This window comes from Candidatus Coatesbacteria bacterium (genome assembly GCA_014728225.1).
Lineage (GTDB): Bacteria > RBG-13-66-14 > RBG-13-66-14 > RBG-13-66-14 > RBG-13-66-14 > WJLX01.
This window is the reverse complement of sequence record WJLX01000084.1, coordinates 1-21498: the sequence shown is the minus strand read 5'-3', so window position 1 is coordinate 21498 and position 21498 is coordinate 1. Positions and strand designations below refer to the sequence as shown.

The following is a 21498-nucleotide window of genomic DNA, read 5'->3' as shown; positions in this document are numbered from 1 at the left end:
GGCACGGTTTTTGCGGAGGCGGACCGTTGCCGCCGCTCCAACGGTCGCCGAGATGCAAAAACCGTGCCGGTTCCGGACGGGGCGGCGGCGGTGGTGCCCGCAGAAAAGCCCGCTCTCCCGGCCGCCGCAGCTAGTTATGGTGTTACGATGGTCGTCAACAAGGCCGGGCGTTATTGCCGTACCTGATCGTGTTGTTGATCTGGTTCAGCGGCAGCGGCTTTCCGGTCCTCAACGGGAAACCCTTCCTCAGCTTGGGCGTCTTCGTCAGCCCCTGTTGCGTCCTGCTGAACGTGGTGGCGGGGGACTGGCTCGGGCGGCACCTGGGTTGACCACCCGGTTAAGGCGATGGCTTCCACCACTAAACCCCCGGCCCTGCTGCTGATCGTTTCGATGCTGGTCTGGATGGCGGGGTTGAGCCTGAGTCTGATCAGCGAAGAACCCGGTCTGTTCTACGCGGTGCTGGCTCTGCCCTTCGCCGTGTTGTTCGGCGTACTGCTGGGCGGAAGTTTGGGCAAGTAAGGCTCTGTTGCCGCCCCGCCCCGGAGGATAACTCCGGGGTGTCTTTATCCCGCCCGCGGGGTTGGGGTATAATGGCCGGACTGCACCGCTTGATCGGCCGTGTCAAGGCCGGACGACCTCTGATTTGAATCCGCGGAGAGCCGCATCGGCAATGTCTCGAGCCCTCGTCAGCCTGGTGCTTGCCGTCGTCCTGCTCGGGGGCGCCGGTTTGCTGTGGGCCCAGGATGCACAAGCCGAAGCCGTTGACACGGAAACCACGCCGGCGCCGGTGGGGCTACCTGATTACCCCGTCGCGAATCGGGGCGACCAATACCTCGTCGAGGGCCGCTACGCCGAGGCCGCCGACTTCTACGCCGCCCGCGCCGAGGGCACCGCCGGTTTGGAGCGGGATCGCTGGCTGATCCGCCGGGCGACGGCCGAACATCTAGACGGCTACCACAACCGGGCCTGGGAGTTGCTCAAGGAGGTCTGCCTGCGCTACACCGGCAACCCCGGAGCGATCGCCGACGAGGTCTACCGTGCCGTCGATGAGATGATCATCAACCGCCGGGCCCTGCAGCGGCATCAACCTTACGAGTTGCCCGAGGAGCCCGACCAGCCCCATCCCCGTGACGACTTCCATTTCGACTCCCTGACCGCGGTGCCCGACCTGCGACGGACCACCCGTCCCGGCGACACGGCCAACCTGGACATCGAGAGCGCCCCCGAGGACGAGTTCACCGAGCTGACCCCGGAAGAGTTGGTCGGGCTGACAACCGAGGAGCTGCTGGAATACGAGGAGCGCAAGGCGGCCTGGGAGCGCGAGCAACGACGACGGGAGCGCCTGGCCTCCAGTCAGACCGACAACCGCTCCCTGGCCTGTTTCGACCTCTACTACGCCACCTACTACCTGGCGCTGTTGCGGGAGCTGGATCCGGCGGGCGCCACTGAGCTGCGCCGGCGGATCATCGACGAGGTTATCGAGGCCGAGCTGGAAACCGTCGCCTGGTTCATCAACTACTCTCACGTATGTCCCGATGTCGAATCCGCCGTCGCCGACGCCGAAGGCAGCGCCGCCTACTGGAGCGCCAGCCATCTGCTGTTGACCCGCGAAGTGGCCCGGATGGTCGGGGAGCGCTTCAATCTATACCTCTTCAGCCGTCAGTGCGGCGGCGGGGTCGGGATGCACGACATCAAGCGCCAGATCCACTCGCGCCTGCGGGTCAGTGAGGCGCACACCGTCACCGTCAAGAGCTACGGCGGCGACGGCATCGCCAACCCGGCCTACCGCGCCTACGCCGCCGTCAACGGCAGTCTGGTTTGCAGCGTCGGCGAGATCCTGCGCGGCCTGGGGCACTACCCGGAGAATTGGCGTATCCCTCAATTGCGCGATTTCGAAGGCCCGCAGACCGAGGAGGCCTTCACCGCCGGCGAAGCTGAAGGCGAAGTCACCGAACCGGAAAACACCGAAACGGCGGAAGGCCCGCCCGAGAATTAGACGCCCACAGTCCAGCGTTTTCCATCACCTGATGCGATGAAGTAAAAAACCAACCCTCGGGGGTTGGCTTTTGTTCGACGGCGCACCCGGCGCCGATCATCCCGGCGCTCAGCATATATCCCTCGAGGACGGACCGATCGCTGATGGCAAAGCGTCCTTCAGCCGGGACTAGAGCCGGTGCGCACGTTCACCGACAAGTAACGCCTAAGCGCCGCCCGGAGACCCGTCGCCCAACGACGGCGCCGTGGGAGAAAGCAGCCCGGAACTGGCACGGTTTTTGCGAAGGCGAACCGTTGAGACCGCGCCAACGGTCGCCGAGATGCAAAAACCGTGCCAGTTCCGGGCGTCGCTGGTGTTCGAACCGGTCGCGACGTCGGGGCTGGTCTCCGGGCGGCGGCGGGCGTTGTTCAGGGGCGGGGCAGCAGGGCCGGTCGCAGCTCGATCTCGGCGCCGCCGCTGCCGGCGGGGAAGATCAAGCGGACCTCGTCGGTCAAGCCGTCGTAGGTCAGGAATTCGGGATCGTCGGGGCGGCGCAGGCGGGTTTCGTCACCGATGCGCAGACCCCAGCCGGCGGCGGGGCCGTCTTCAGCAAAGACGGCGACGGTGAGGACGTAGAGTTCCCGGCCCAGTTCGAGGTCGACGACGGTGTCGGCGGCGAATGACCAACTGGTCGAGTCATCGCCGTCCAGCAGCCGGGCGGGACCGTTGGGATCGCCCAGACCCTGGTTGACCCGGGGGCGGAAGGCGGCTCGAAGGTCTCCGCTCTCGGGTTCCAACTCCAGCCAACGGTGGGATGACGGCCGGCCGTTGTCGGCGGTGTATTCCTGCAGCAGGATCGCCGCGCCGCCGTCGCGTCCGGCCACGGGCAGTACCCAACCGAGGGGTTCGGTCAGCTCCTCGACGGCGTTATCGATCCGGTCCCAGGCCAGCAGCGGCTGGGGATCGAGGAATTCGTCGGAGGCCGGTGAGTGGGGGTGGAGGTTGAGGAAAAGGGTGTCGCCGGCGGCGTCGAAGGCCAGACACTCGACGGCCGCCCGCTGCTCGGTCGTGTCGGCGGTCAAGGTGCGGCGGTCCAGTTCGGCCCCGGTGGCCGTCTCGTAGACGATCACCTCGGCGCTGGGTTCATCGAGGGAGGAGTGGGCCAGGGCCAGCAGTCGTCCGTCGGGCGAGAGGGCCGTTTGGCCGGGAACGGTGTCCAGACCGATGATGGATAGGGGGTCCTGGATCCCGAGGCTGTAGGCCGTCGGCGTACCGGCGGTGAGGGCGAGGAACAGGCTTTCGCGTTCCCGGCCGTCGCCGTCGACGATGTAGCGGCGGCCGAGGTTGGCGACGTACAAGCGGCCTTCGATGTCACCGAGCAGCAGGGTGTCGCCGGGCAGTTCAGCCAGCGGCTCGCCTGCGGTGGAGCGGATGACAACCGCCGCGCCGGGGCTGGTCGCTACGGCGCTGTAGGCCGACCCGTCGACGGTCCAGATGGCCTCCCAGGGACCCGTCCAGGAGTAATGTGGCGCGCTGAGGGCGGTCGTCGTCGAGGGAAACAGCATTACGGTCAGCAGCAGTAAGCCAAAGGTGGATATTCCTAGCGGTCGCGCAGGAAGTGTTTCAGCATGCGGTCGCGCAGGGCCAGCAGCAGTCCGATGGCCAGGGGCAGATAGATCAGCCATTCCAGCACCGTCCCGAGAATGTAGCCGCCGACGCCCAGCAGGTTCAGCAGGTGGTTGGCGAACCCGGCCAGGCCGGCGAAGGAGAAGAAGTAGTACATTCCGTGGCGTAGCTTGATCATGGCGATGACCGAGATGACCAGCAGGGCCAGGGCCAGGGCCAGCGTCACCCAGGCCAACACGCCGGAGCCGAAATCCCCGACACGACCCATACCCTCGGCGGCGCCCTCGGCGAAGGCGTAACCGACCTCGGTGGATTCGCTCATCGCTTCGGTCTGCGTCCCGGCTTCCGGCTGGGCGGCCGCGACGGTGACGAGGCAGAGCAACAGCAGCAGTACGCGCTTCATCGTTCCTCCCGGTTGGAGGTGAAAAGGGGAGCGGACGTGCGATCAGGTGGGCTTTGCTAGTCGGTGAAGCTGCCCAGGGAGGAGCCGCCTTCGAGCTTGAGGCCCTCGATGATCTGCTTGTCCCAGCGGTTGTTCTGGGCGTCCCAGCCGATCAACACGACGGCGGTCCATTGGGAGCCGTTGCTCTCGGCGCCGATCAGCAGGGCGGGACGACCCTCGCCCAGCTCGGCGGCGAAAGGTCCGGAACCGTCGGCGGCCAGGGCGGCCAGCGGAGCCGCGGCCGTCGGATACTTGTAGCGGTAGGAGACCTCTTCGACCGTGGTCAGGTCGTCCTCGACCAGGCCGGCGACGGTCAAACGTTCCGCCGGATAGTGCAGGGTCACGGCGTAGCCCTGCATGACGGTCATCACCGAGGTGCGTTCGACGGCGAAGACCAGCTCGCACTCGGCGGGGTTCAGGTCGAGATGCTGGGCCAGGGTGGCCAGCAACTGCTCCTCGTGGGTGTCGGGGTGGCTGGGATCGCCGGGATCCGGAGCCAGGGCGCCCTGGGCCAGGGCGCTGACGACGAACAGGCAGAGCAGCAGGAGCGGCGTTTGTTTCATCGATTCTCCTCGGGACGGGGGCGGCGGTGCCGGTGAGCCGGACCGCGGTGGCTTGCGGTTCAGGTAACCATGGTAACACGCCGACGCGATGGATGGGCAAGTAAGTCGGTTACGCTGCAGACCGTCGGCGGGTGCTCGGGACTCAGACGAAGCGGCCGATGAGGTACCACCAGGCGCTGAGGGTGAACATCGCCAGGTTGACAGCCAGCAGGGCGCCGCCGAGATAGTGACAGACCCGCCAGAGCTTCCAGCGCTTGCGTACGATCCAGACCTTGGCGGCGAAGAGGGGCAGGCCGACGAAACCGATGATGGAGTGCAACAGCACCCGGGTGGTGTTGCCGCGCACCCCGTGGGCGAACAGGCAGATGATGGTCAGGGCCAGGTAGAGGCCCAGGGTGATCCAGCCGTAGACCCGGTGACCCCGGCGCAGCTTTTTACCCCGCGAGGGATCCTGGCGGGCGGCCGGGCGGGAGGAGTAGATGACGATGACGGCGGCCAGGGCGGCCAGCAGGGTCAGGATCGTCAGGATGCTCTTGATCAGCCACAGCGGCGAGGCGGTGACGGGCGGTTGTTGGGGCTCGCCGCCCGCGAAACCGCTCAGGCTGTAATCGTTGGCTAGATAGTGGACTCCGCGGGGGTTGAGCGGTCCGCCGCCGGCGGGGTTGTCGTGGCAGGCCACGCAATCCAGCGCCTCGTTCCGGGCGTACTCCGGTCGAGCCTCGACGCCGACGACGAGGACTAGGGCCAGGAGCATGATGATCGCGGACGGGTGTTTCATCGATACTCCTCTCGACGTGACGATCAACGGCGTGACGGGCGGGTGAGACGGATTACTCCTCCTCACCGAGCTGTGGAGTGTCGCCGCCGTGGACGCCCTGGCGGCTGAACAGTCCCACGGCGCCCCAGTAGCTGGGGTGCTCGAACTGGCCCCGGGTCTGGAGCTGGGCCAGGTGCAGGGCGGCGGCGGGGTCCAGACCGTCGGACAGGTTGACGAAGAAGTTGCGTACCAGCACCGCCGTGGTGATGTCGCTGGTGCGATTGAAGGTCGCCAGTACGCTGCCCGTCCCGGCGAACAGAAAGGCCCGGGCCAGTGAGAGCAGCTCCCGGCCGACGGATTGACCGCCGACGGCGGTACTGCAGGCCGACAGGGCGGCCACTTCGGCCCGGAGGTCCATCCCGATAACCTCGGCGACGGTCAGGCGGCCGTCGTCGGTGGGATCGACGCCCTCTGTGTTTTGCAGCGAGCCGGTGAACAGCAGGGCCGAGTGCAGCGGGTCGCCGGGGATCAGGGCCGAGTGGGTGGCCAGGTGGAGCCGGCGGGCGTCGGGGGCCAGCTCGTGGAAGACGGTCTCCCGGGCCTCTTCGTCGAGGAAGGGCTCGGGTGAACCCGGGTAGCGGCGCTGGATGCTCTCGGCTTCCTTGACGGCGAACTCTAGCCGCGGTTGGGCGGTTTCCGGGTCGGCGATGCTCAGCAGGGGCAGTTCGCCGTAGTCCTCCACGGCGGGCTGGAAGTAGGCGGTCAGGCTGGGGGCGTATTCCAGCAGGGCGCCGTCGATGACGTACTCTTCCTCGAAGGGTAGACAGCCGAAAGGCAGCTGGGTCAGGAGTCCGTCGGGGATTATCAACACCTCGTCGATTGTCTCGAGGAACAGTTCGCGCTCCCAGGAGCGCAGGGTCTCCCGGTAAACCGCGCCCCCCAGGCTGCGCAACTCGTCGAGTTCGCCGCGGTTCTCCAGCAGCTCGATGAAGGCCCGGCCGTTGTCCAGCACGGCGTAGGCCTGGCGTTTCTGGATTTCGACGCCGTCGGCGGTGATCAGCCAGTGGAAGAAGTGTTGCTCGGTGAGGAAGTAGACTACGGCCGCCTGCTCGGGTCTAAGCAGTTGTTGGACCTCGGCCGGGCTGCGCGTGCGCCCCAGCAGACCGGCGAAGTCGGGCCAGCGTCGGCTGATCCGGTCGATCAGCTCCCGGTGGCGCGTTGACAACTCGCCGACGGCGGCGTCTTGACGCATGATCGCCCGGGCCAGCTCGCCGGACAAGCGGCGCACTTCATCGAGGTTGCGCTGGAGTTCGGGGTTGATACGGGCCAGGTCGGCCCGGGTGAGCTGCTTTTCGCCCAGGACGACGCGGTAGGTTTCGCTTTGGGCCAGGGAGCGCTCGACATCGCCGAACTGGGCGGTCAGGGTGATGGTATCGGAGAACAACTGGTGGGGGTCGATGAGCAGGCCGTCGCGAAGATTGGTCAAGCGAACCTCGGGCCAGGTCAGGTTGACCAGCTCGATGGCCGCCTCGAGGTCGGCGACGGCGGCGTCGTAGGATTCGCCCTCGCGGCGCAGCGCCCGCTGATGCAGGGCGCGCCAGTAGAGATCGACGCGTTCCAGCCGGCGGGCGCCCTCCAGCGCGGACGTCAGATTGCGTTCGGCCTCGGCGGGATCGAAGATCGGGTAGAGTCGCGCCAGATCGTAGCGGCCCATCACCGTGCGCGGGTTGTCGGGTGCGGCGTCCGCCAGGTAGCGTTCGTGGTATTCGATGGCCAGTTCGAGGTTCTCCTCCAGCTCGGCCAGGATGGCCAGTCGGCGCAGATCGCCCTCGACGGCGGCCCGGTAATCGATGGCGGTGTCGACGGCCAGGGCGCGCTCCATCAGCTCCCGGGCGGCGGCGAAATCGCCGGTGACCTGGCGGACCAGGGCCAGGTTGGCGTAGGCCGTGGCGATGTCCGGGGCGACGCGCCCGGTGGCGGCGGCTTCGGCTTCGGCCGGAGCCGCGGGATCGAGCTTGCCGGCCCGCAGGGCCTCGGCGAGGGATTCGGCGGCCAGCTCGGCGGCCAGCTCCTCGTGCAGCAGCCCCAGATGGGAAAGCGCCGCCACGCCGAGGAAGCGCGAGCGCAGCAGCTGCTCCTCCTCGCGCAGTTCGTCCAGGGCGGCCTCGCAGACCGTCAGGGCGCCGGCGTAGTCCTGGGAGTGCCAGCGGGCCTTGGCCAGGCCGAAGCGGTTGGCCAGGCGGGCCGAGCGGCCGCGCTCCGAGGGTGCTCCCATGTAGGTCAGCACCTCGCCGTGGCGGTGGAGCTCACGGGCCTGCTCGAAATCGCGCAGCTCGGTGGCGGCCAGGCCGTCGAGGGCCAGGGCCTCGGCCTCGCCGAGCCGATCACCGCGCTCGTCATAGACTCTGCGAGCCTCGGCGGCATGGTAAGCCGCGGTCTGCGGCTCTTCGCGGGCTGTCAGGTAGAGGTTGCCGATTTCCAACTGTAGCCCGGCCCAGCGCTCCGGGCGCTCGTCGCCGGCGGCCAGTCCGGCGGCCCGCTCGTAGTCCTCCAGAGCCTCGTCGTAGCGGTAGAGCCGCTTGCGCAGCAGGGCGCGCTCGGTGTAGAGGTTGATGTAGAGGTCGACGAGTTGGGGGTTGGACTCGGCGCCGAAGCCGCCCAGCAGCTCCAGGGCCTGCTCGTTGTAATCCAGAGCGGTCTCAAGCTCTCCCCGGTGGTGGTGCAGGCCGCTGAGGCGGATTAGGGCCTGCAGGCGCTTGTCGGGCCGCTCGGCGACCTCGGCCAGGATCTCCTCCTGCTTCTCGACGGCGGTGTCGAGGCGTCCGGCGCGGAAATAGGACTCGACGGCGGCGTTGAGCAGGGTCAGCCTCTCGTCGGTTTTACCCAGACGATCGGCCATCTGGGCGGCCTTGACGAACTGGACGGCGGCGGTGAGGTACAGCTCGTCGTCGCCGCGTTCCTCGGCCTGGGTGAAGAAACCCTGAGCCGACTTGAAGGTCAGCACGAAGGCCTCTTCGGCGTAGGCCAGCTCCTCTTCCTCGTCGAACCCGGCGAACCCGAGGACGAAGGGTCGGGCCCAGTCGCTGACGGGAGCGCCGGCGTCGCGCAGCTCGAGGGCGGCCCGGCGGGCGGCCGCCGCCGGAGAGTGCTCGGTCCGCCGGCCGTGGAAGGTCGCCAGGTAGGCCTCGCGGACGGCCAGGTCGAGACCGGCGGGCAGGTAGACCACGCTGGGCGAGCCGCTGTAGGAGACGCAGCGCCCCAGGACGCTCAGACCGCGGTCCAGGTCGCCGCCCAGCTCGAAGCGTACGCCGTAGTCGTTGAGCAGCAACAGGTTGGCGTCCAGCTTGAGGGCCAGCAGGTCCTTTAAGTTGAGCACGCTGCGCTGCAGCTCGGCGGGTTCGGGCAGGCGGTCCTCGCCGCCGGTGTCCTCCAGGGGCGGGAAGATGCCGGCGTCGGCTTCGTCCGGGCCCAGGCGCAGGCCGTAGTAGAGCGGATCGGAGCCGGAATGCTCCAGGGGGGCGTCGAATTCGATCAGCCGGCGGGCCAGGGCGGTTTCGTTGAGCTTGACCGTGCTGAGCTTGCCGGTTAGCAGGTCGCCGCCGAGTTCGGCCAGACGGGAATCGACCAGCAGCCGCTCCCCCTCTGCCGTCGTCGAGCCGACAATGAACAGGGGTTCGCCCCGGCTGATGTTGCGCACACTGTGAGCGTAGGCCAGCTCACTGGGCGAGGAGGTCAGGGCCAGCTCGTGCCGTTGCAGCAGGATTTCCCCGTCCAGGGGCAGGGCGCCCCAGGGGGTGCGCCAGAGCTCGCCGTCGGGGACCAGATAGAGGGTTTCGACGTTTTCGAGACGCCCGGCGTGGGGTTCCAGCAAGGCGTCGGCCAAGCGTTCGAGGGCGGCGGAATCACCGCCCAGGGCGGCGGTGTTTAGCCGGCGGACCTCATCGCGTCCCAGCTCGATGCGGGCACCGTGGATACCGCCGGCATCGAGTACACCGGTCCACAGGGCGTCGCCGGCGAAGTAGTAAACCAGCAGGGCGGCCTCGTCACCCAGCAGACTCTGGACCCGCTCCAGCCCGACGGTCGTCGCGCCGGCGAAGGCCACCACGATCTCGTTGGCCTCGAGCTGGGCGGCGACGGACTCCTGGTAGGACCGGCGTTGGCGTTGCAGTTCAGCTCGGACCCCCTCGAGTTCGTCCTGGGCCTCGGGGCTGGGGTCGAGACTCAGCCGGGCGATGCGCTGCAGCAGGTTGGAGATGTCCCGCTGGTACTGGCGCTCGTTATTGTAGAAGTTGCGGTCGCGCTCCCGGTAGAGCTCCAGCTCGCGCTCGCCGAAGAGGGAGGCCAGATAGGCGGCGCGGCTGCGATCGGCCAATTCGAGGGCGGCGCGGTGATCGTCTTCGGCGGCGGCGACCTCGACGGCCAGCTCGTAGAGGGCGCGGACCTCGGCCTGGTAGACGCTGAGCAGGATCGGCTGGGTGCGCTGGGTCAGCTCGCGTTCCAGGTCGGCCAGCGCGCGTTCCAGGTAGATGCGCGCCCGGACGGTCTCGCCGGCCTCGTGGGCCGTGACGGCCAGGCTGTAGCCGATGCGCCAGCTCAGGCGGTCGAAGTCGAACAGCCGGGCGCGGTCGTAGGCCCGCTGGAGAACGTCGGCGGCTTCGGAGCGCCCCAGGGCGGCCAGGGCTGCGCCCCGGTTGTGCTCGCAGCCGATCAGCCCGGCCGGATCGCTCAGGCCCTCGTAAAGGCTCTGGGCGCGGAAGAAGGCGTCCTCGGCGGCCAGCAGGCGCTCCTCACCGTCGTCCTCCCCCGGCGCCAGGTAGAGCTCCAGCACGCCGCGGGCGTTGAGGTAGCGGGCGTAGAGCCGGGGGTCGTCCAGCTCCCGCACCCGGTCCTCCAGGGTGTAGAGGTCGTCGCGCAGCTCCCGGGCGGCGGCCTGCAGGTCGGAGCTTTCATCGTGATCCTCGGGTTCGTCGACGGCGGGGAAGGCGGCCTGGGTGGACAGGCGGGCCAGGCGCAGGCGGTCGGCGATGTTGAGCGCCACCTCGCTGAGGTTGACCAGGGCCAGCGTCTCGCCCCGCGGAACCTCGGCCTCGCGGCAGGCCTCCCGGGAGAGGAGGTAGTAGCGGGCGGCGGCGCGCAGATCGTCGACCTGGTAAGACAGCAAACCGAGCTGGTTGTAGAGCTTGCCGCGCTCGGCGGCGGCGGCCCGGGCGTCCGTCGAGTCCGAGGTCTCTTCGAACAGTTCCAGCCGTCGGCGGTAGGCCAGGATGGCCGAGCGGAAGTCGCCCATCCGGCGGTGGCAGTTGGCGGCGAAGGTGTAGATCAACTGTTGCTCGCCGATAAGATCGAAGCCCTCGGTGGCCGAGGCGGCGTCACCGGCCAGGCCGGCGCTGATGTTGATGTCCAGCAGGCCACCGCCGGCGGCCTCGGACTCGCGCCCCGTCAGCGTCAAGACCTCCAGGGCCCGGCCCAGGTAGGCCAGGGAGAGCTGGAAGTCCTCGAGGAAGTAGTAGCAGATGCCGATATTGCGCAGGGGGTAGGAGACCTTGGCCCGGGCGACCAGGGCCCGCCGGGCCGCCGTGCGCCGCTGCGCCGTCGTCGGCGCCTCGACGGCGTCGCGCTCGGCGTTCTCGGCCAGCTCCTCGTAGAGGTTCTTGACCGCGACGAAGCGGTTGAGCGCCTCGTGCCAACTCTCCATCTCGAAGTAGACCAGGGCCTGGCCGTCGAGGCACATCAGCCGCCGGGTTTCGTTGCCGATTTCCTCATAGATCCGGGCGGCGACGTCGTACTGCTCCAGCGCCGTCGGGTAGTCCTCGACGTAACGGGCGCAGCGGGCCAGGTTGAAGTGGAAGTGGGCCTCGACGGCGGGTTCGTGGTTCTGCGGCGCCGCCGCCAGGCGCTCCAGGTAGAAACGGTAGGCCGTCGCCGGGTTGCCGAGCTGGTAGTTGGCGTTGCCCAGGGCCAACAGAATGTCGGCCTGCAGGTAGGGGTCGTCGGTCGGGTCGACCTGGGCCAGGGCCAGGCGGTAGTATTCGAGGGCCGCTTCGAGTTGGTCGCCGACGGCGCGGTCTGGTTCGCCGTTGCGGTAGGAGCGCTCGGCCCGGGCCGAGGCCGCCCAGCCGCGGGCGTACCAGGCGGCGGGGAAGAAATAGCGCAACTCGACGGCCCGCCGCAGCTCAGCCTGGGCGGGTTCGAGGGCGTAGTTCGTCCCGGCGTCGCCGTTGGGGGGGTAGGTCAGCGTCAGACCCAGGCCGTATTGGGCGATGGCACTGTCCGGCTCTTGCTGCAGGACGGCCTCGTACTCCTCGACCAGGGCGTCGCGCTGGCCCAGGTCCTCACAGAGCAGCTTGATCAGCGCCCGGTGGGCGGCGGGGAAGTCGTACTCGAAATCCAGCGCCTGACGCAGCAGGGCCTCGGCGCGTTGGGGATCGTCGTGGGCGCGGAAGGCGGCGGCCTCGTCGAGGAGCAGGCGGCGCAGGGTCGCCTCGGCCTCGGCGGCCAGCTCGCCCCGGCCGAGGTCGTCGTAATCCTCGACGACGGTGCGCAGGGCCCGGGCGCCCTCCTCGGGTTTGCCCTGGCGACGACGCACGGCGGCCTGCTCGATCAGGGCCCGGGCGCCGAGGAAGCGCACGCGTGGGAAGTCGTCGACGACCTTCTGATAGGCGTCGGCGGCTTCCTCGTACTGGCCCAGGTGCTCCAGCTCGCGGCCGATCTGCAGTTGGGCGTAGGCGGCCAGCTCCGGGTAATCGGCGTAGTCCCGGGTCACCCGCTCCAGGGCCACCAGTCTTTCAACGTCGGTGACCCCGCCGGTCTCCAGGGCGGTCAGGCTGGCCTGGACCTCGCCCTGCCAGCGCTCCTCGGCCGGGTAGTTGAGCAGGACGTCGAGATAGCGCTCCCGGGCTTCCTCGCGGCGCCCGAGGCGCTCGAGGCTGCGGGCGGCCTTGGTCTGGGCCTCGGCCCGGCGGGCGAAATCGCCGCCCAGGTAGGCGGCGCGGTCGTAGAGCTCCAGGGCGGCGGTGTTGTCGCCGAGGGCGGCGTCGGTATCGGCGGCCAATACCAGGCAGGCGCAGGCCACCGCAGGCTCTTTGGCTTCGTGTTCCGCGGCCAGCTCCAGGGCGGCGGCGCGGACGGGGGTGGCCTCCTCCGCTGTGCCGACGTCCCCGGAAAGGGCCTTCTCGGCGGTGGGCAGACGATCGTAGGCCAGGGCCCTTTGCCAGCGCACCGCCAGCTCGTGATAGGCCGCCACGGCGCGGGCGTGGTCGCTCGAACCCCAGCGGCGGGCCACCTGCTCACGCTCGAAATCGGCCTGATGTTCCAGCCCCCGCCGCTCCAGTTCGTCGGCGTAGGCCAGTTGGCCCTCGGGCCCCCAGAGCGGATCGGCGTGAAAGGTGTCGACGAAGCGCACCAGGGCCAGCAGGCGTCGGGAGGGGTCGGTGACCCCCTGCGCCTCGCGGAAGACATCGACGGCCGCGCCCTCGAGGGGTGGGGGCGCGATCGTCGTGCGCCAGATGTCGCCGTTGCCCGAGGCGTCGGAGGCGTAGAAGATGTTGACACCGCCGAGATCGGCGACACCGCTCCACTCCCGAGCCGTGGTCACTCGGCGGTAGGGGGTCTGATCCGGACCCAGGCGGTCGGCGGCGGCCGCGGCGCTGAAACGGCCCTCGAGAACCCCCGCGACCTGGTCGGCCCGCAGGTGGCAGACCTGGCCGTTGTCGAGGATGTCGATATGGCCGTCGGAATTGGTGTCCAGGGCGAAGCGGGTGAAGACGATGCCGCTGCGGCGCCAGCGCGGATAGGCCACCAGGCTGCCGTCGTCGACCAGGACGAGCTCCCGGCCGTCGCTCAAGCGGCGCAGGACGAGGGCCGAGCGCTCGCGGCCGGGCAGGACGTAGGCCAGCCAGGCGCCGTCGGGGCTGAAGCAGGGTTGGGTGGCCGCCGACGAGGTCAGCCGCTCGGCCTCCCCCCCGTTGACCGGGATGCGGAACAGGTTTGCCGGCTCGACGGGAAACTCCCAGTTCGGTCCCGTCGGCGCTCCGTCGGGGCGGAAGCCCTCCTCCTCGGTGCGGGAGAAGACGACCCACTTGCCGTCGGGGCTGACGGCGGGAAATTCGTCACGGCCGCGATGCTCGGTCAGACGGCGGACATAGTCGATGGAGGGGTCCACCGAGTAGAGCTCGCCGTCGGGATCGTCGCGGGTGCTGACGAAGAAGACGGTGTCCGAGGTGGGGTCCCAGGTCGGCTGGTAGTCGGCCGCCGTGTGCTCGGTCAGCCGCTCGAGTTCGCCGGAGTCCAGGTCATAGTACCAGATGTCGCGGTTGCCGGCCCGCTCGCTGACGAAGGCCACCAGGCTCAAGCCGGTCTTGAGCGCCGGTGAGCCGTCGTAGGCGCCGTGAGTGGTGAGCTGTTCGAACTCGGGCAGGGGGAAGTCGCCCGCCGTCGAGCCGTCGGCGCCGGGTGTCACCGCCGATTGGGCCGGCGCCGGGTTGACCGCCAGGCAACAGAGGATCAGGGGTAGGGTGGGTCGGATGCGCATCTCACCGCCGGGTTTGTCTTTTACCCATTGCCATTATAACAAAGTCCGTCTCGGCTGACCCGGCCGCGGACGGTTCAACTTGACCGGTCGGCGGGGCGTTGCTATCATGCGCTGCGGAAGCCCGCCGGTCTCTGCCCCGTCCCGGCCTCGGCGGTCGACGCCGAACCCGCCGCCCCGCTACCACGAAGCGAGCCTCTCATGGCCGACGAACAACGTCTGCGCATCGGCATACCCCGAGCGCTGGATTACTACCTGCACTTCCCCCTGGTGCGGGAGATCATCCACGGATTGGGCTTCGACTACGTGCTCAGCGGGCCGACCAACCGCTCCATCGTCGACGCCGGCACCACCTACACCGTCGCCGACGCCTGCATCCCGATCAAGATCTTTCACGGCCACGTACACAGCCTGTTCGGCCGCTGCGACGCCCTCTATCTGCCCCGTCTGGTCAAGGTCCGCCGCCTCGAGTACCGGGGGCGCGGCTTCCGGGAGACCTTCTGTCCCAAGTTCATCGGCCTGCCCGACATCGTGCGCAACTCGATGGGTCTGGAGACCGTCGAGCAGTTGGGACCGCGGGCTCGGGCGCGGCGCTTTTTCAGCCGCCGGCTCAGACTGCGCGAAGAGCCGCCGCCGACGGGCATCCGTGAGCTACCCATGGTTCGCCGCGGCGAGTCCGGCCCGGGGCTGGATCCCGAGCGCCCGATCGTCCTCGACGTCGACGTCGACCTGACCCGACGCCTGGCCACCCTCTACGGCGTGGCCAACCAGTTGCGCCGTCTGCGCCACTTCACCTACGGCCGCCTCTACCTGACCTACCGCCGCGCGCTCAAGGTCCAGCGGCGCTACGAGACCCTGCTGGGCCGGGGGCTGAGTCCGACCGCGGCCCTGGCGGTCCTCGACGGCGCGGCGCCGCCCCAGCCGCCGACCCCGACCCGGGGCGCCCTCGGCGTCGTCGGCTACCCCTATGTCCTCTTCGATGACTTCCTCTCCGGCGGGATCGTGCGCCGCTTCAGTGAACGCGGCTACGATGTCTGGACCCCCTGGCGGCTGTGGAAGGACCAGCGCGCCCTTGCCCTGGGCGGTCGCCGCAAACCGCGGCCCCTGTTCTGGCACCTCTCCAACATCGTCTGCGACGCCGGCCTGTTCCTGCTGCGCTACGGCCTTTGCCGGGAGCAGCTCGACGGCGCCGCGCTCTCCCGCACCGGCTACCTGCGCCGCCTGGCCCTGGGGCGGGGCCTGAAGAGCGACAGCCCGATCCGCGGGCTGGTTCACGTCACCTCGGCCACCTGCGGCCCCGACGCCTTCGTCGGCAAGTACCTGGAGCTGGCCGCCAAGCGGGCCGGCGTACCGTTGTTGATCCTGCAGGTCGACGAGCAGTCCGGCTACGCCGGGGTGACGACCCGGCTGGAGGCCTTCTGCGATATGCTGGAACGGAACTGAACCAACCGGAAGGAGGATCATGAACCGGGCTTGCGGACCCGGTGACCGGAAGCGTCGACGATGGGGGGTGCATCTGCTGCTGGCTTCGTTGACGACCATCGTAGTCCTGCGCCAGCTCTACCCGCCCGAACCGGCCGTCAATGCCGGCTACTTCACCGGCGGTCCCCCCTTCGACGATCCGGCCTACCTGGAGGGCTTCCCGGACCTGGGCTCGCTGGACGACGCCGGCGCCGCCGACGCCGCTGGTTTGATCGACCACTGGTGGGAGGCCTGGAATTACGGTGTCGACTGGAACGACACGGTGATCTACCTCGAGACGGCCGCGACCTGTCACTACCACCACCGCCTTACCGCTATCGCCCGCTCGTCCCCCCGCTGGTGGGAGCCCTGCACCGACTGACGCCGCCGCCCTGCGCCCCGATCTGCCTAGGGATTATCAGCTAATTATAAACAAGCTTGAAGTATGCTCCTGCGGTAGTTTAACGCGCTTTCGTCGTCGCGATGCTTTAATCTGAAAGAACTTAACCGGATCGAGAGTCTGCAGTTACGCTTTAATCCTCCATGAGGCTTTTTGGCGGCGTTTGGCGTAGCCCCGGAAGTTCTCGAGGCCGTTGAGATGGTTCTTTCCGTTGGCGAACTCTTCCTGGTGGTTGATCCGCCTGTGGTGGAAGCCGTTGAGTGACAGTTTCGTCCAGGCCCGCCGGCCGTCGGCGTAACGGTGTAGCTGATCGGGTCCAGCTCGGCCTGGCGAGCGACGGCGAGGCGCCGGCGGATTCGCTTGTCGTGACGATATGTCGTATTACGCCGGTTGCCTGGGACCGTTGCGACCCGCGCCGCCGGGACGTTGAACCGGAACAGACACACTGTCTCGCCGCGTTTTTCCCGACGACGGCGCGGTGCGACGCCCCCGGGGACGCTGCTTGAACAGCTTGCCGTAACGCTTGCACTGATGCCGCCCGTCGGCGCAGCGGTAGTGATGGCGGTAATTGCAGCTGGAACAGCTGGCGTGCCGGTACTCCGACCCGCACTTCCCCGCCACATTGCTCGTCTCGTCGGTGACGGGATAGCAGACTCGTTCACGCCGCTGGAAGAACCCAACTGCAATAGCTGGTGTTCATTTCCTGTGATGATCCCCCTGCTTAATCATCAACGCCGTATCCCCATATCCGGCCGCCTGGCTGTTCGACAAATGCCTGCGTAAATACCACGGGTTCAATCGGATCATGGCGCTCGTCCGAGATTGTCTGCTGTTCAGCCGCCCGCCGTCCTGGCCCCGGTGCTCGCTTACGGATTACTGCGGGTGTGTCTCGGCGGCTGGTTCGACGAGGTCGGCTATAGTTGCCGATTGCTCAAAGGCGATTTACCCGTCTGCGCCGCCCGCCTGCTGAGCTGGTCGGGTTGGGGGGAGATCGCCGCCCGAACCTTCTTCGCCTTCACCTTTCTCTGGGTCGGTCTGCTCAACCTGCGGCGCGACGCTTTCCTCTTCCGCGCCTGCCTGCTGATCGTCCTGCCCGTCACGGCCGCCTGTGTTCTCTTCGCTTCGGACATCGCCCGGCCTTTGGGGGTGAGCTACCCCATCATCATCCCCCTGTTTCTGCACTTTTTCGCGTCCGCAGACGATAACGTCGCGACGGAAACCACCGATTCCTGAAGTGGCAGACCTTCCAGCGCTACGGAGCAGGTATGAGCGAAGAATACATCGAGCGTCAGCTGTTCGCCGCCGGGTACGAGTTCGGTCGGGCGCGGCTGTTCAGTCGAGCCGTGGAACGGCTGGTCAAACTCGGTCTGGACGACCAATCACACACCACCGCCCGCAAGCTCCTCGCCGAGCTCCAGCGCACCCTGGAGGACGTCGTTCTGCGCCTGGGCGGGCTGGATGTCGAGCTTTCCCGACCGGCCGCCGATTACGATATCACCCAGTTGGCCGCGTGGTTCGAGGAGCAGGGAGCGATCCTGGAGCATGACGTGGCGCGGGCCTATGGAACCCAGGCCCGCAGGCTGTTCCGCCTCGGCGCCGTGGCCCACGAGGCGGCCACCTACCGTCAAAGCCTGCAGGAGAGTAAACGCAGCGGCCGTCAGGGCGACGTGGAGCTCTACGAGCGTCTGTTACGGACGGTCCTCGAGGGCGCGGGATTGTCCCCCGAGCTCCTCGACAACGGTCCCGTCGGCGATCCGGACAGACTCTACGATATCTTCACCTCCTCAAGCGGGAGCGCTGATGGCGGTGAGTGAGCCGCGGGGCTTTCGTGCCGAGCTGGAGCGCTGCGTCGCCTGCGGCAAGTGCCGGGCGGTCTGCCCCGTCTTCGCCGTCGAGGGCGCCGAGGCATCCGTGGCCCGGGGCAAGCTGAAGCTGCTGACCGCAGCCGAGGAGGGTGTCCTCGATTACGACGCCGAGCTGGGGCACCTGATCGATAACTGCCTGGGCTGCCGCCTGTGTGTCGAGGCCTGCCCCGGCGGGGTGCGCACCGACGAGCTGTTGTACGCCGCCCGGGAGCGCATCCATCACAAACGCGGTCGGGGTCTCCTGGCCCTGTTCCTGCTGCGCTGGCTGTTGCCCCGCCGGGACGTTCTGACGGCAGTCGCCACTCTGATCGGCCGCCTGCAGCATTGGGGCTCCCGCCTGCTGGGCCTGTTCGGTAGACCCTCCGGTGACAAGCTGAGCGCAGGCCAGCGCGTTCAACGCGCCCTGGCGGGTCTCTACCGTCTACTGCTGCCCCTGGCCGGACTGTCACCGCGGTTGGTGCCGCCGACCCTGGCCCGGGAGCCCTTCACTGTCGGTCGTGGGGAGCTCTTAAACGAGGCGGGTTCAGGCGCCGAGCGCTGGGGCCTGTTCGTCGGCTGCGCCGTCGATCTGGGCTACCCAACCGCCGCCGCGGCCGTCGTCCGCCTGGCCCGCCTGGCCGGGGTGACCCTCGTCGCCCCGCCGGGACAGGTCTGCTGCGGACTGCCGGCCTGGGGTTCCGGTGACCGCCGCGCCGCCAACCAGTTGCGGCTGCGAAACGCTTCGGCCTTCAGCGACCGGCACCTCGACGGCGTGTTGACGGCCTGCGCCTCCTGCGCCTCCTTCCTGCGCGAACACTACGACGGTCTGCTGGAGCAAACCCTGACGCTGCAGGAGTTCCTGGCCGACAAGCTCGAGCGCCTGCCCCTGCGGTATGACGAGGGACTCACGATTACCTGGCACCAGCCCTGCCACCTGGCCCGTCATCTGGGCCTCGACCTCGCCGAGCCGCTGTTGGAGCGCCTGGGTAACTATGTCGAAATGGCCGAGAAGGATGTCTGCTGTGGCGGAGCGGGGAGCTATTTCGCCAAGTTCCCGGAGACGGCGGCGGCCGTTGGCGAGCGCAAGGCCCGGCATATCATCGCCAGCGGTGCCGACGTTGTGGCCACCGCCTGTCCCGGCTGCGCCATCCAGCTCGAGGCCGCCCTGACCCGCCTGGGGGCCGACGTCCGCGTGGCCCTGCTCGGCGAGCTCCTCGTCGAACACCTCCCCGCAACCCGGCGCCCCCCGGCGGTCGCCGACGGATCCGGCTGAGCCCCCCGCCACTGACCGGTCCGGCACGGTTTTTGCATCAGCCGAACTCACCGCGCGGTGAGTTCGGCGCAAAAACGCGCGCCGGACCTCAGTCCCCAACGCCCCGAACCCGTGGGACCGCTTGACGGTTCAGGCGACGGCGCACTTGTTGCCCGCGGTCTCCCGGCGCGGGGAGACCGCGGAAAGCAAGAAGTGTGCCGTCGCCGGGGGAGGCTTGTTGGCTGACGATCTTTGCGCTTGCTGTGTTTGCGGATGCCAGAAGAAATGACGACCGGGAGGGGCGGCCCCTCCCGGTCGTTTTTGGTGGGTGTTGCAAGGTTAGCGGGCGATGACCAGCCGGCGGGTGAGGATGTCGTCCGGGGTCGTCAGGCGGTAAAGGTAGACGCCGGGGGATACGGTGGCGGCGTCCCAGGCGACGGCGTGGCGTCCGGCGGCCAGCGGGCCGTCGACGAGGGTGTCCACCCGGCGCCCGGCCAGGTCGTAGACGGTCAGCTCGACCTCGGCGGCCGCGGGCAGGCTGAACTCGATCCGGGCCAGACCGGCGGCGGGATTGGGGTAGCTCTGGGCCAAAGTCAGGCTGCGGGCGCTGAACTCGCCGTCCAGCCATTCCGGCGTACCGATGTAGACGCGGCAGGGCAGGCCGCTACCGGTCTCGGCGGCGCTGAGGGTAATACTCTCCTCGGCCAGGAGATCGACGATCCGTCCGGCCGGAGTCTCCAGTAGGGCGGCGCAGCCGGCGGGTCGGCCGTCCAGACGCCAGCGCAGCTCGGCGGTTCCCGCTGCGGTAGTGTGGAACTCCCAGATCTCGCCGTCGGTAATCGGGGCGCGCAGGTCGCTGTAGTAGGCCTCTGCGTCCTTGCCGATGAAGCTCAGGTTGGGCGTTCCGGCGGGGGCGGGGGGATCGTGGCGGTCGTGGGGATCGGGACCGTCGGCGGCGTCGGGTTCTACTCCCAGGTAGTGCAGGGCGTCGCGACCGGCGGCGTCGCGCAGCTCGAAGTCCAGCCGCCAGCGCCCGCCGTCGCCGTGGTCGTCGGCGACGAGGGCCGGATGATCGGCCACGCGGCTGGTCGAGGCCTCGCCGCCCGGGTTAAGGTTGGGATGGGCGAGGGCGGCGGCGGGCAGGGTCCCGGAACCCTTCGAGGTGAGGGCCCCACTACTTCTGTCGGCTTCCGGAGCGACGACGGGGGCGCCACCGTTTAGGGTTCCGCCGTCGTAGCGCAGCGGCGGGATGTAGAGCTCGCCGTCGCCTTCGGCGTAAAGCCAGTAGCCTTCTAGCAGGTAGAGCCCGTCGCTGGTAGTGCTGTAGTCGCCGTAGTAGGGGATCGGCTCTTCGACGGTCACGCCGTCGGTGTAGCAGTCCAACCATTCCACGTCGTAGGGGAAGGGGGTGGCGATCCAGTTCCAACCGGCGCTGAGCTGGTAGGTGAAGCGGGAACCGCTGTCCAGGGTGATGAAGTCCTCGAGAGTCACCGTGGGCAGTCCGTCCCGGGTGATCATCCAGTAGACCGCCCCGGGGTTCAAGCGGCAGTTATCGGCCGCGGGGTCGAACTCCACGTAATCGCCGCTGGGATTGTCGTAATCGAACAGGCGCCAGGCCGTCACATCGTAGGCGCCCAGCTCCTGGGTGAACTGGTCCTCGGGCCCGTCGGCGCCGTCGGGGAAGACGGCGGGCAGGCTGATCAAGCGGTAGTCGGTCACCTCGTCGCCGACGGGCAGTTCCGGATAGACCTCGTAGCTGTCGGCGTGGACGACGGGATAGAGCGCGGCCTCGCCGGCCAATAGTCCGTCGGGGAACCAGCTCTCGCCGCCGTCGGTGTCGACGGCGTGGAAGCCGTAGACGATCCCGCTGATGTCGAGGTCGGCCGGAGCCAGTTCGACCATCCACAGGTCGTCGGCGGAATCGTAGGTCATCGCCTGGGACTGCCAATCCAGCGTGCCGCCGGGGGCGTAGTACATGGTAACCTCCGTCGGCGCGCCGGAGTCGAAGGCGCAGGTCAGCTCGTTGGACTGAGCATACTCCAGGTAGAGGTTGAAGGGATGGGCGACATCGAACACCGGACCGCCGGAGCCGAAGCTGCCGCCGATGGTCACCGTTCCCTGGATCGGGTTGCCCGTCAGGTCGGTCAGCAGGCCGTTGTTGTTGTCGAAGTCGATCACGTCGCCGGGCTCGACGGTCGGGCCGTCGCCGTCGTAGGCGTGGAGGGTGACCCGCAGGGTGTCGTTGTAGACGTCCGTGGTCAGGTACTGGTAGTCGGCGATGGTCCCCGAGCCGTCGTTCCAGCTATGGTCGCTTTGCAGTGGCAACAGCTCGTCGATGTCCGTCCAGCCGTCGGCGTCCTCGACGGATTCCTCGAAGACGATGTCGACGTAGTCGCCCTCGTCGATCCCCGGGTTGCCGCCGACGTCGAAGGCGCTGGCCGAGATGGCCTGTGGGCTGTCGTTGACGCTCTGGAAGAAGTAGCGCACTTCGCTGGAGAAGCGGAAGCCACCGGCGGGATCCTCGGCCATCACCCGCCAATAATGCCGTCCGTCGGGGAGATCGGTCACATCGTAGAGCAGATTAGTGCCCACGACGTAGTAGCGCGTGTGTTGAGGATCGAAGTTCATGTCCGGAGCGATCTCGATGGTGT

Annotated in this window: 14 protein-coding genes; 7 read left to right on the top strand and 7 right to left on the bottom strand. The window is 68.3% G+C overall.

Translation table 11 applies throughout. From position 1 onward, the window contains the following. Window positions 1–173 precede the first annotated feature (173 nt). From GF399_06025 to GF399_06015, 3 genes are all read left to right on the top strand, one after another. On the top strand, window positions 174–329 hold the full coding sequence (locus GF399_06025; GenBank protein ID MBD3399873.1) for a hypothetical protein: 156 nt from the start codon (window positions 174–176) through the stop codon (window positions 327–329). Window positions 330–345: 16 nt separating this feature from the next. Then, a complete protein-coding gene (locus tag GF399_06020) occupies window positions 346–519 on the top strand; it encodes a hypothetical protein (protein ID MBD3399872.1) in 174 nt (57 codons plus the stop codon). A 151-nt stretch (window positions 520–670) separates the two neighbouring features. After that, a complete protein-coding gene (locus GF399_06015) occupies window positions 671–1996 on the top strand; it encodes a hypothetical protein (protein ID MBD3399871.1) in 1326 nt (441 codons plus the stop codon). Between the two features lie 407 nt (window positions 1997–2403). On the opposite strand, the gene GF399_06010 is transcribed toward GF399_06015, so the two are convergent. From GF399_06010 to GF399_05990, 5 genes are all read right to left on the bottom strand, one after another. Then, window positions 2404–3540: a hypothetical protein gene (locus tag GF399_06010; GenBank protein MBD3399870.1), complete on the bottom strand. Its 1137-nt coding sequence runs from the start codon at window positions 3538–3540 to the stop codon at window positions 2404–2406. Window positions 3541–3575: 35 nt separating this feature from the next. Then, window positions 3576–4004 (bottom strand): hypothetical protein, encoded by a 429-nt coding sequence (locus GF399_06005; GenBank protein ID MBD3399869.1) that lies wholly within the window; start codon window positions 4002–4004, stop codon window positions 3576–3578. A 56-nt stretch (window positions 4005–4060) separates the two neighbouring features. After that, window positions 4061–4606, bottom strand: coding sequence for a hypothetical protein (locus GF399_06000; protein ID MBD3399868.1), 546 nt, complete (start codon window positions 4604–4606; stop codon window positions 4061–4063). Window positions 4607–4748: 142 nt separating this feature from the next. Then, window positions 4749–5384: a hypothetical protein gene (locus GF399_05995; protein ID MBD3399867.1), complete on the bottom strand. Its 636-nt coding sequence runs from the start codon at window positions 5382–5384 to the stop codon at window positions 4749–4751. A gap of 52 nt (window positions 5385–5436) precedes the next feature. Beyond that, window positions 5437–13893: a CHAT domain-containing protein gene (locus tag GF399_05990; GenBank protein ID MBD3399866.1), complete on the bottom strand. Its 8457-nt coding sequence runs from the start codon at window positions 13891–13893 to the stop codon at window positions 5437–5439. Window positions 13894–14091: 198 nt separating this feature from the next. Between GF399_05990 and GF399_05985 the strand changes: the two genes are divergently transcribed. Both GF399_05985 and GF399_05980 read left to right on the top strand, forming a co-directional pair. Then, the gene (locus tag GF399_05985; protein MBD3399865.1) at window positions 14092–15333 is read left to right on the top strand and encodes a hypothetical protein; all 1242 of its coding nucleotides are present in this window, start codon (window positions 14092–14094) and stop codon (window positions 15331–15333) included. Window positions 15334–15400: 67 nt separating this feature from the next. Further along, window positions 15401–15733 (top strand): hypothetical protein, encoded by a 333-nt coding sequence (locus GF399_05980; GenBank protein ID MBD3399864.1) that lies wholly within the window; start codon window positions 15401–15403, stop codon window positions 15731–15733. A 144-nt stretch (window positions 15734–15877) separates the two neighbouring features. On the opposite strand, the gene GF399_05975 is transcribed toward GF399_05980, so the two are convergent. After that, the gene (locus GF399_05975; GenBank protein ID MBD3399863.1) at window positions 15878–16126 is read right to left on the bottom strand and encodes a hypothetical protein; all 249 of its coding nucleotides are present in this window, start codon (window positions 16124–16126) and stop codon (window positions 15878–15880) included. A gap of 447 nt (window positions 16127–16573) precedes the next feature. On the opposite strand from GF399_05975, the gene GF399_05970 reads away from it, so the two are divergent. Then, entirely contained in the window at window positions 16574–16984 is a 411-nt protein-coding gene (locus GF399_05970) for a hypothetical protein (protein MBD3399862.1), read from the top strand. Between the two features lie 225 nt (window positions 16985–17209). Beyond that, window positions 17210–18868 carry a 4Fe-4S dicluster domain-containing protein gene (locus GF399_05965; protein MBD3399861.1) on the top strand — a complete coding sequence of 553 codons (1659 nt, stop codon included), beginning with the start codon at window positions 17210–17212 and terminating at the stop codon, window positions 18866–18868. Between the two features lie 318 nt (window positions 18869–19186). On the opposite strand, the gene GF399_05960 is transcribed toward GF399_05965, so the two are convergent. Continuing rightward, on the bottom strand, window positions 19187–21498 hold a 2312-nt coding region (locus GF399_05960; protein ID MBD3399860.1), incomplete at its 5' end, for a T9SS type A sorting domain-containing protein.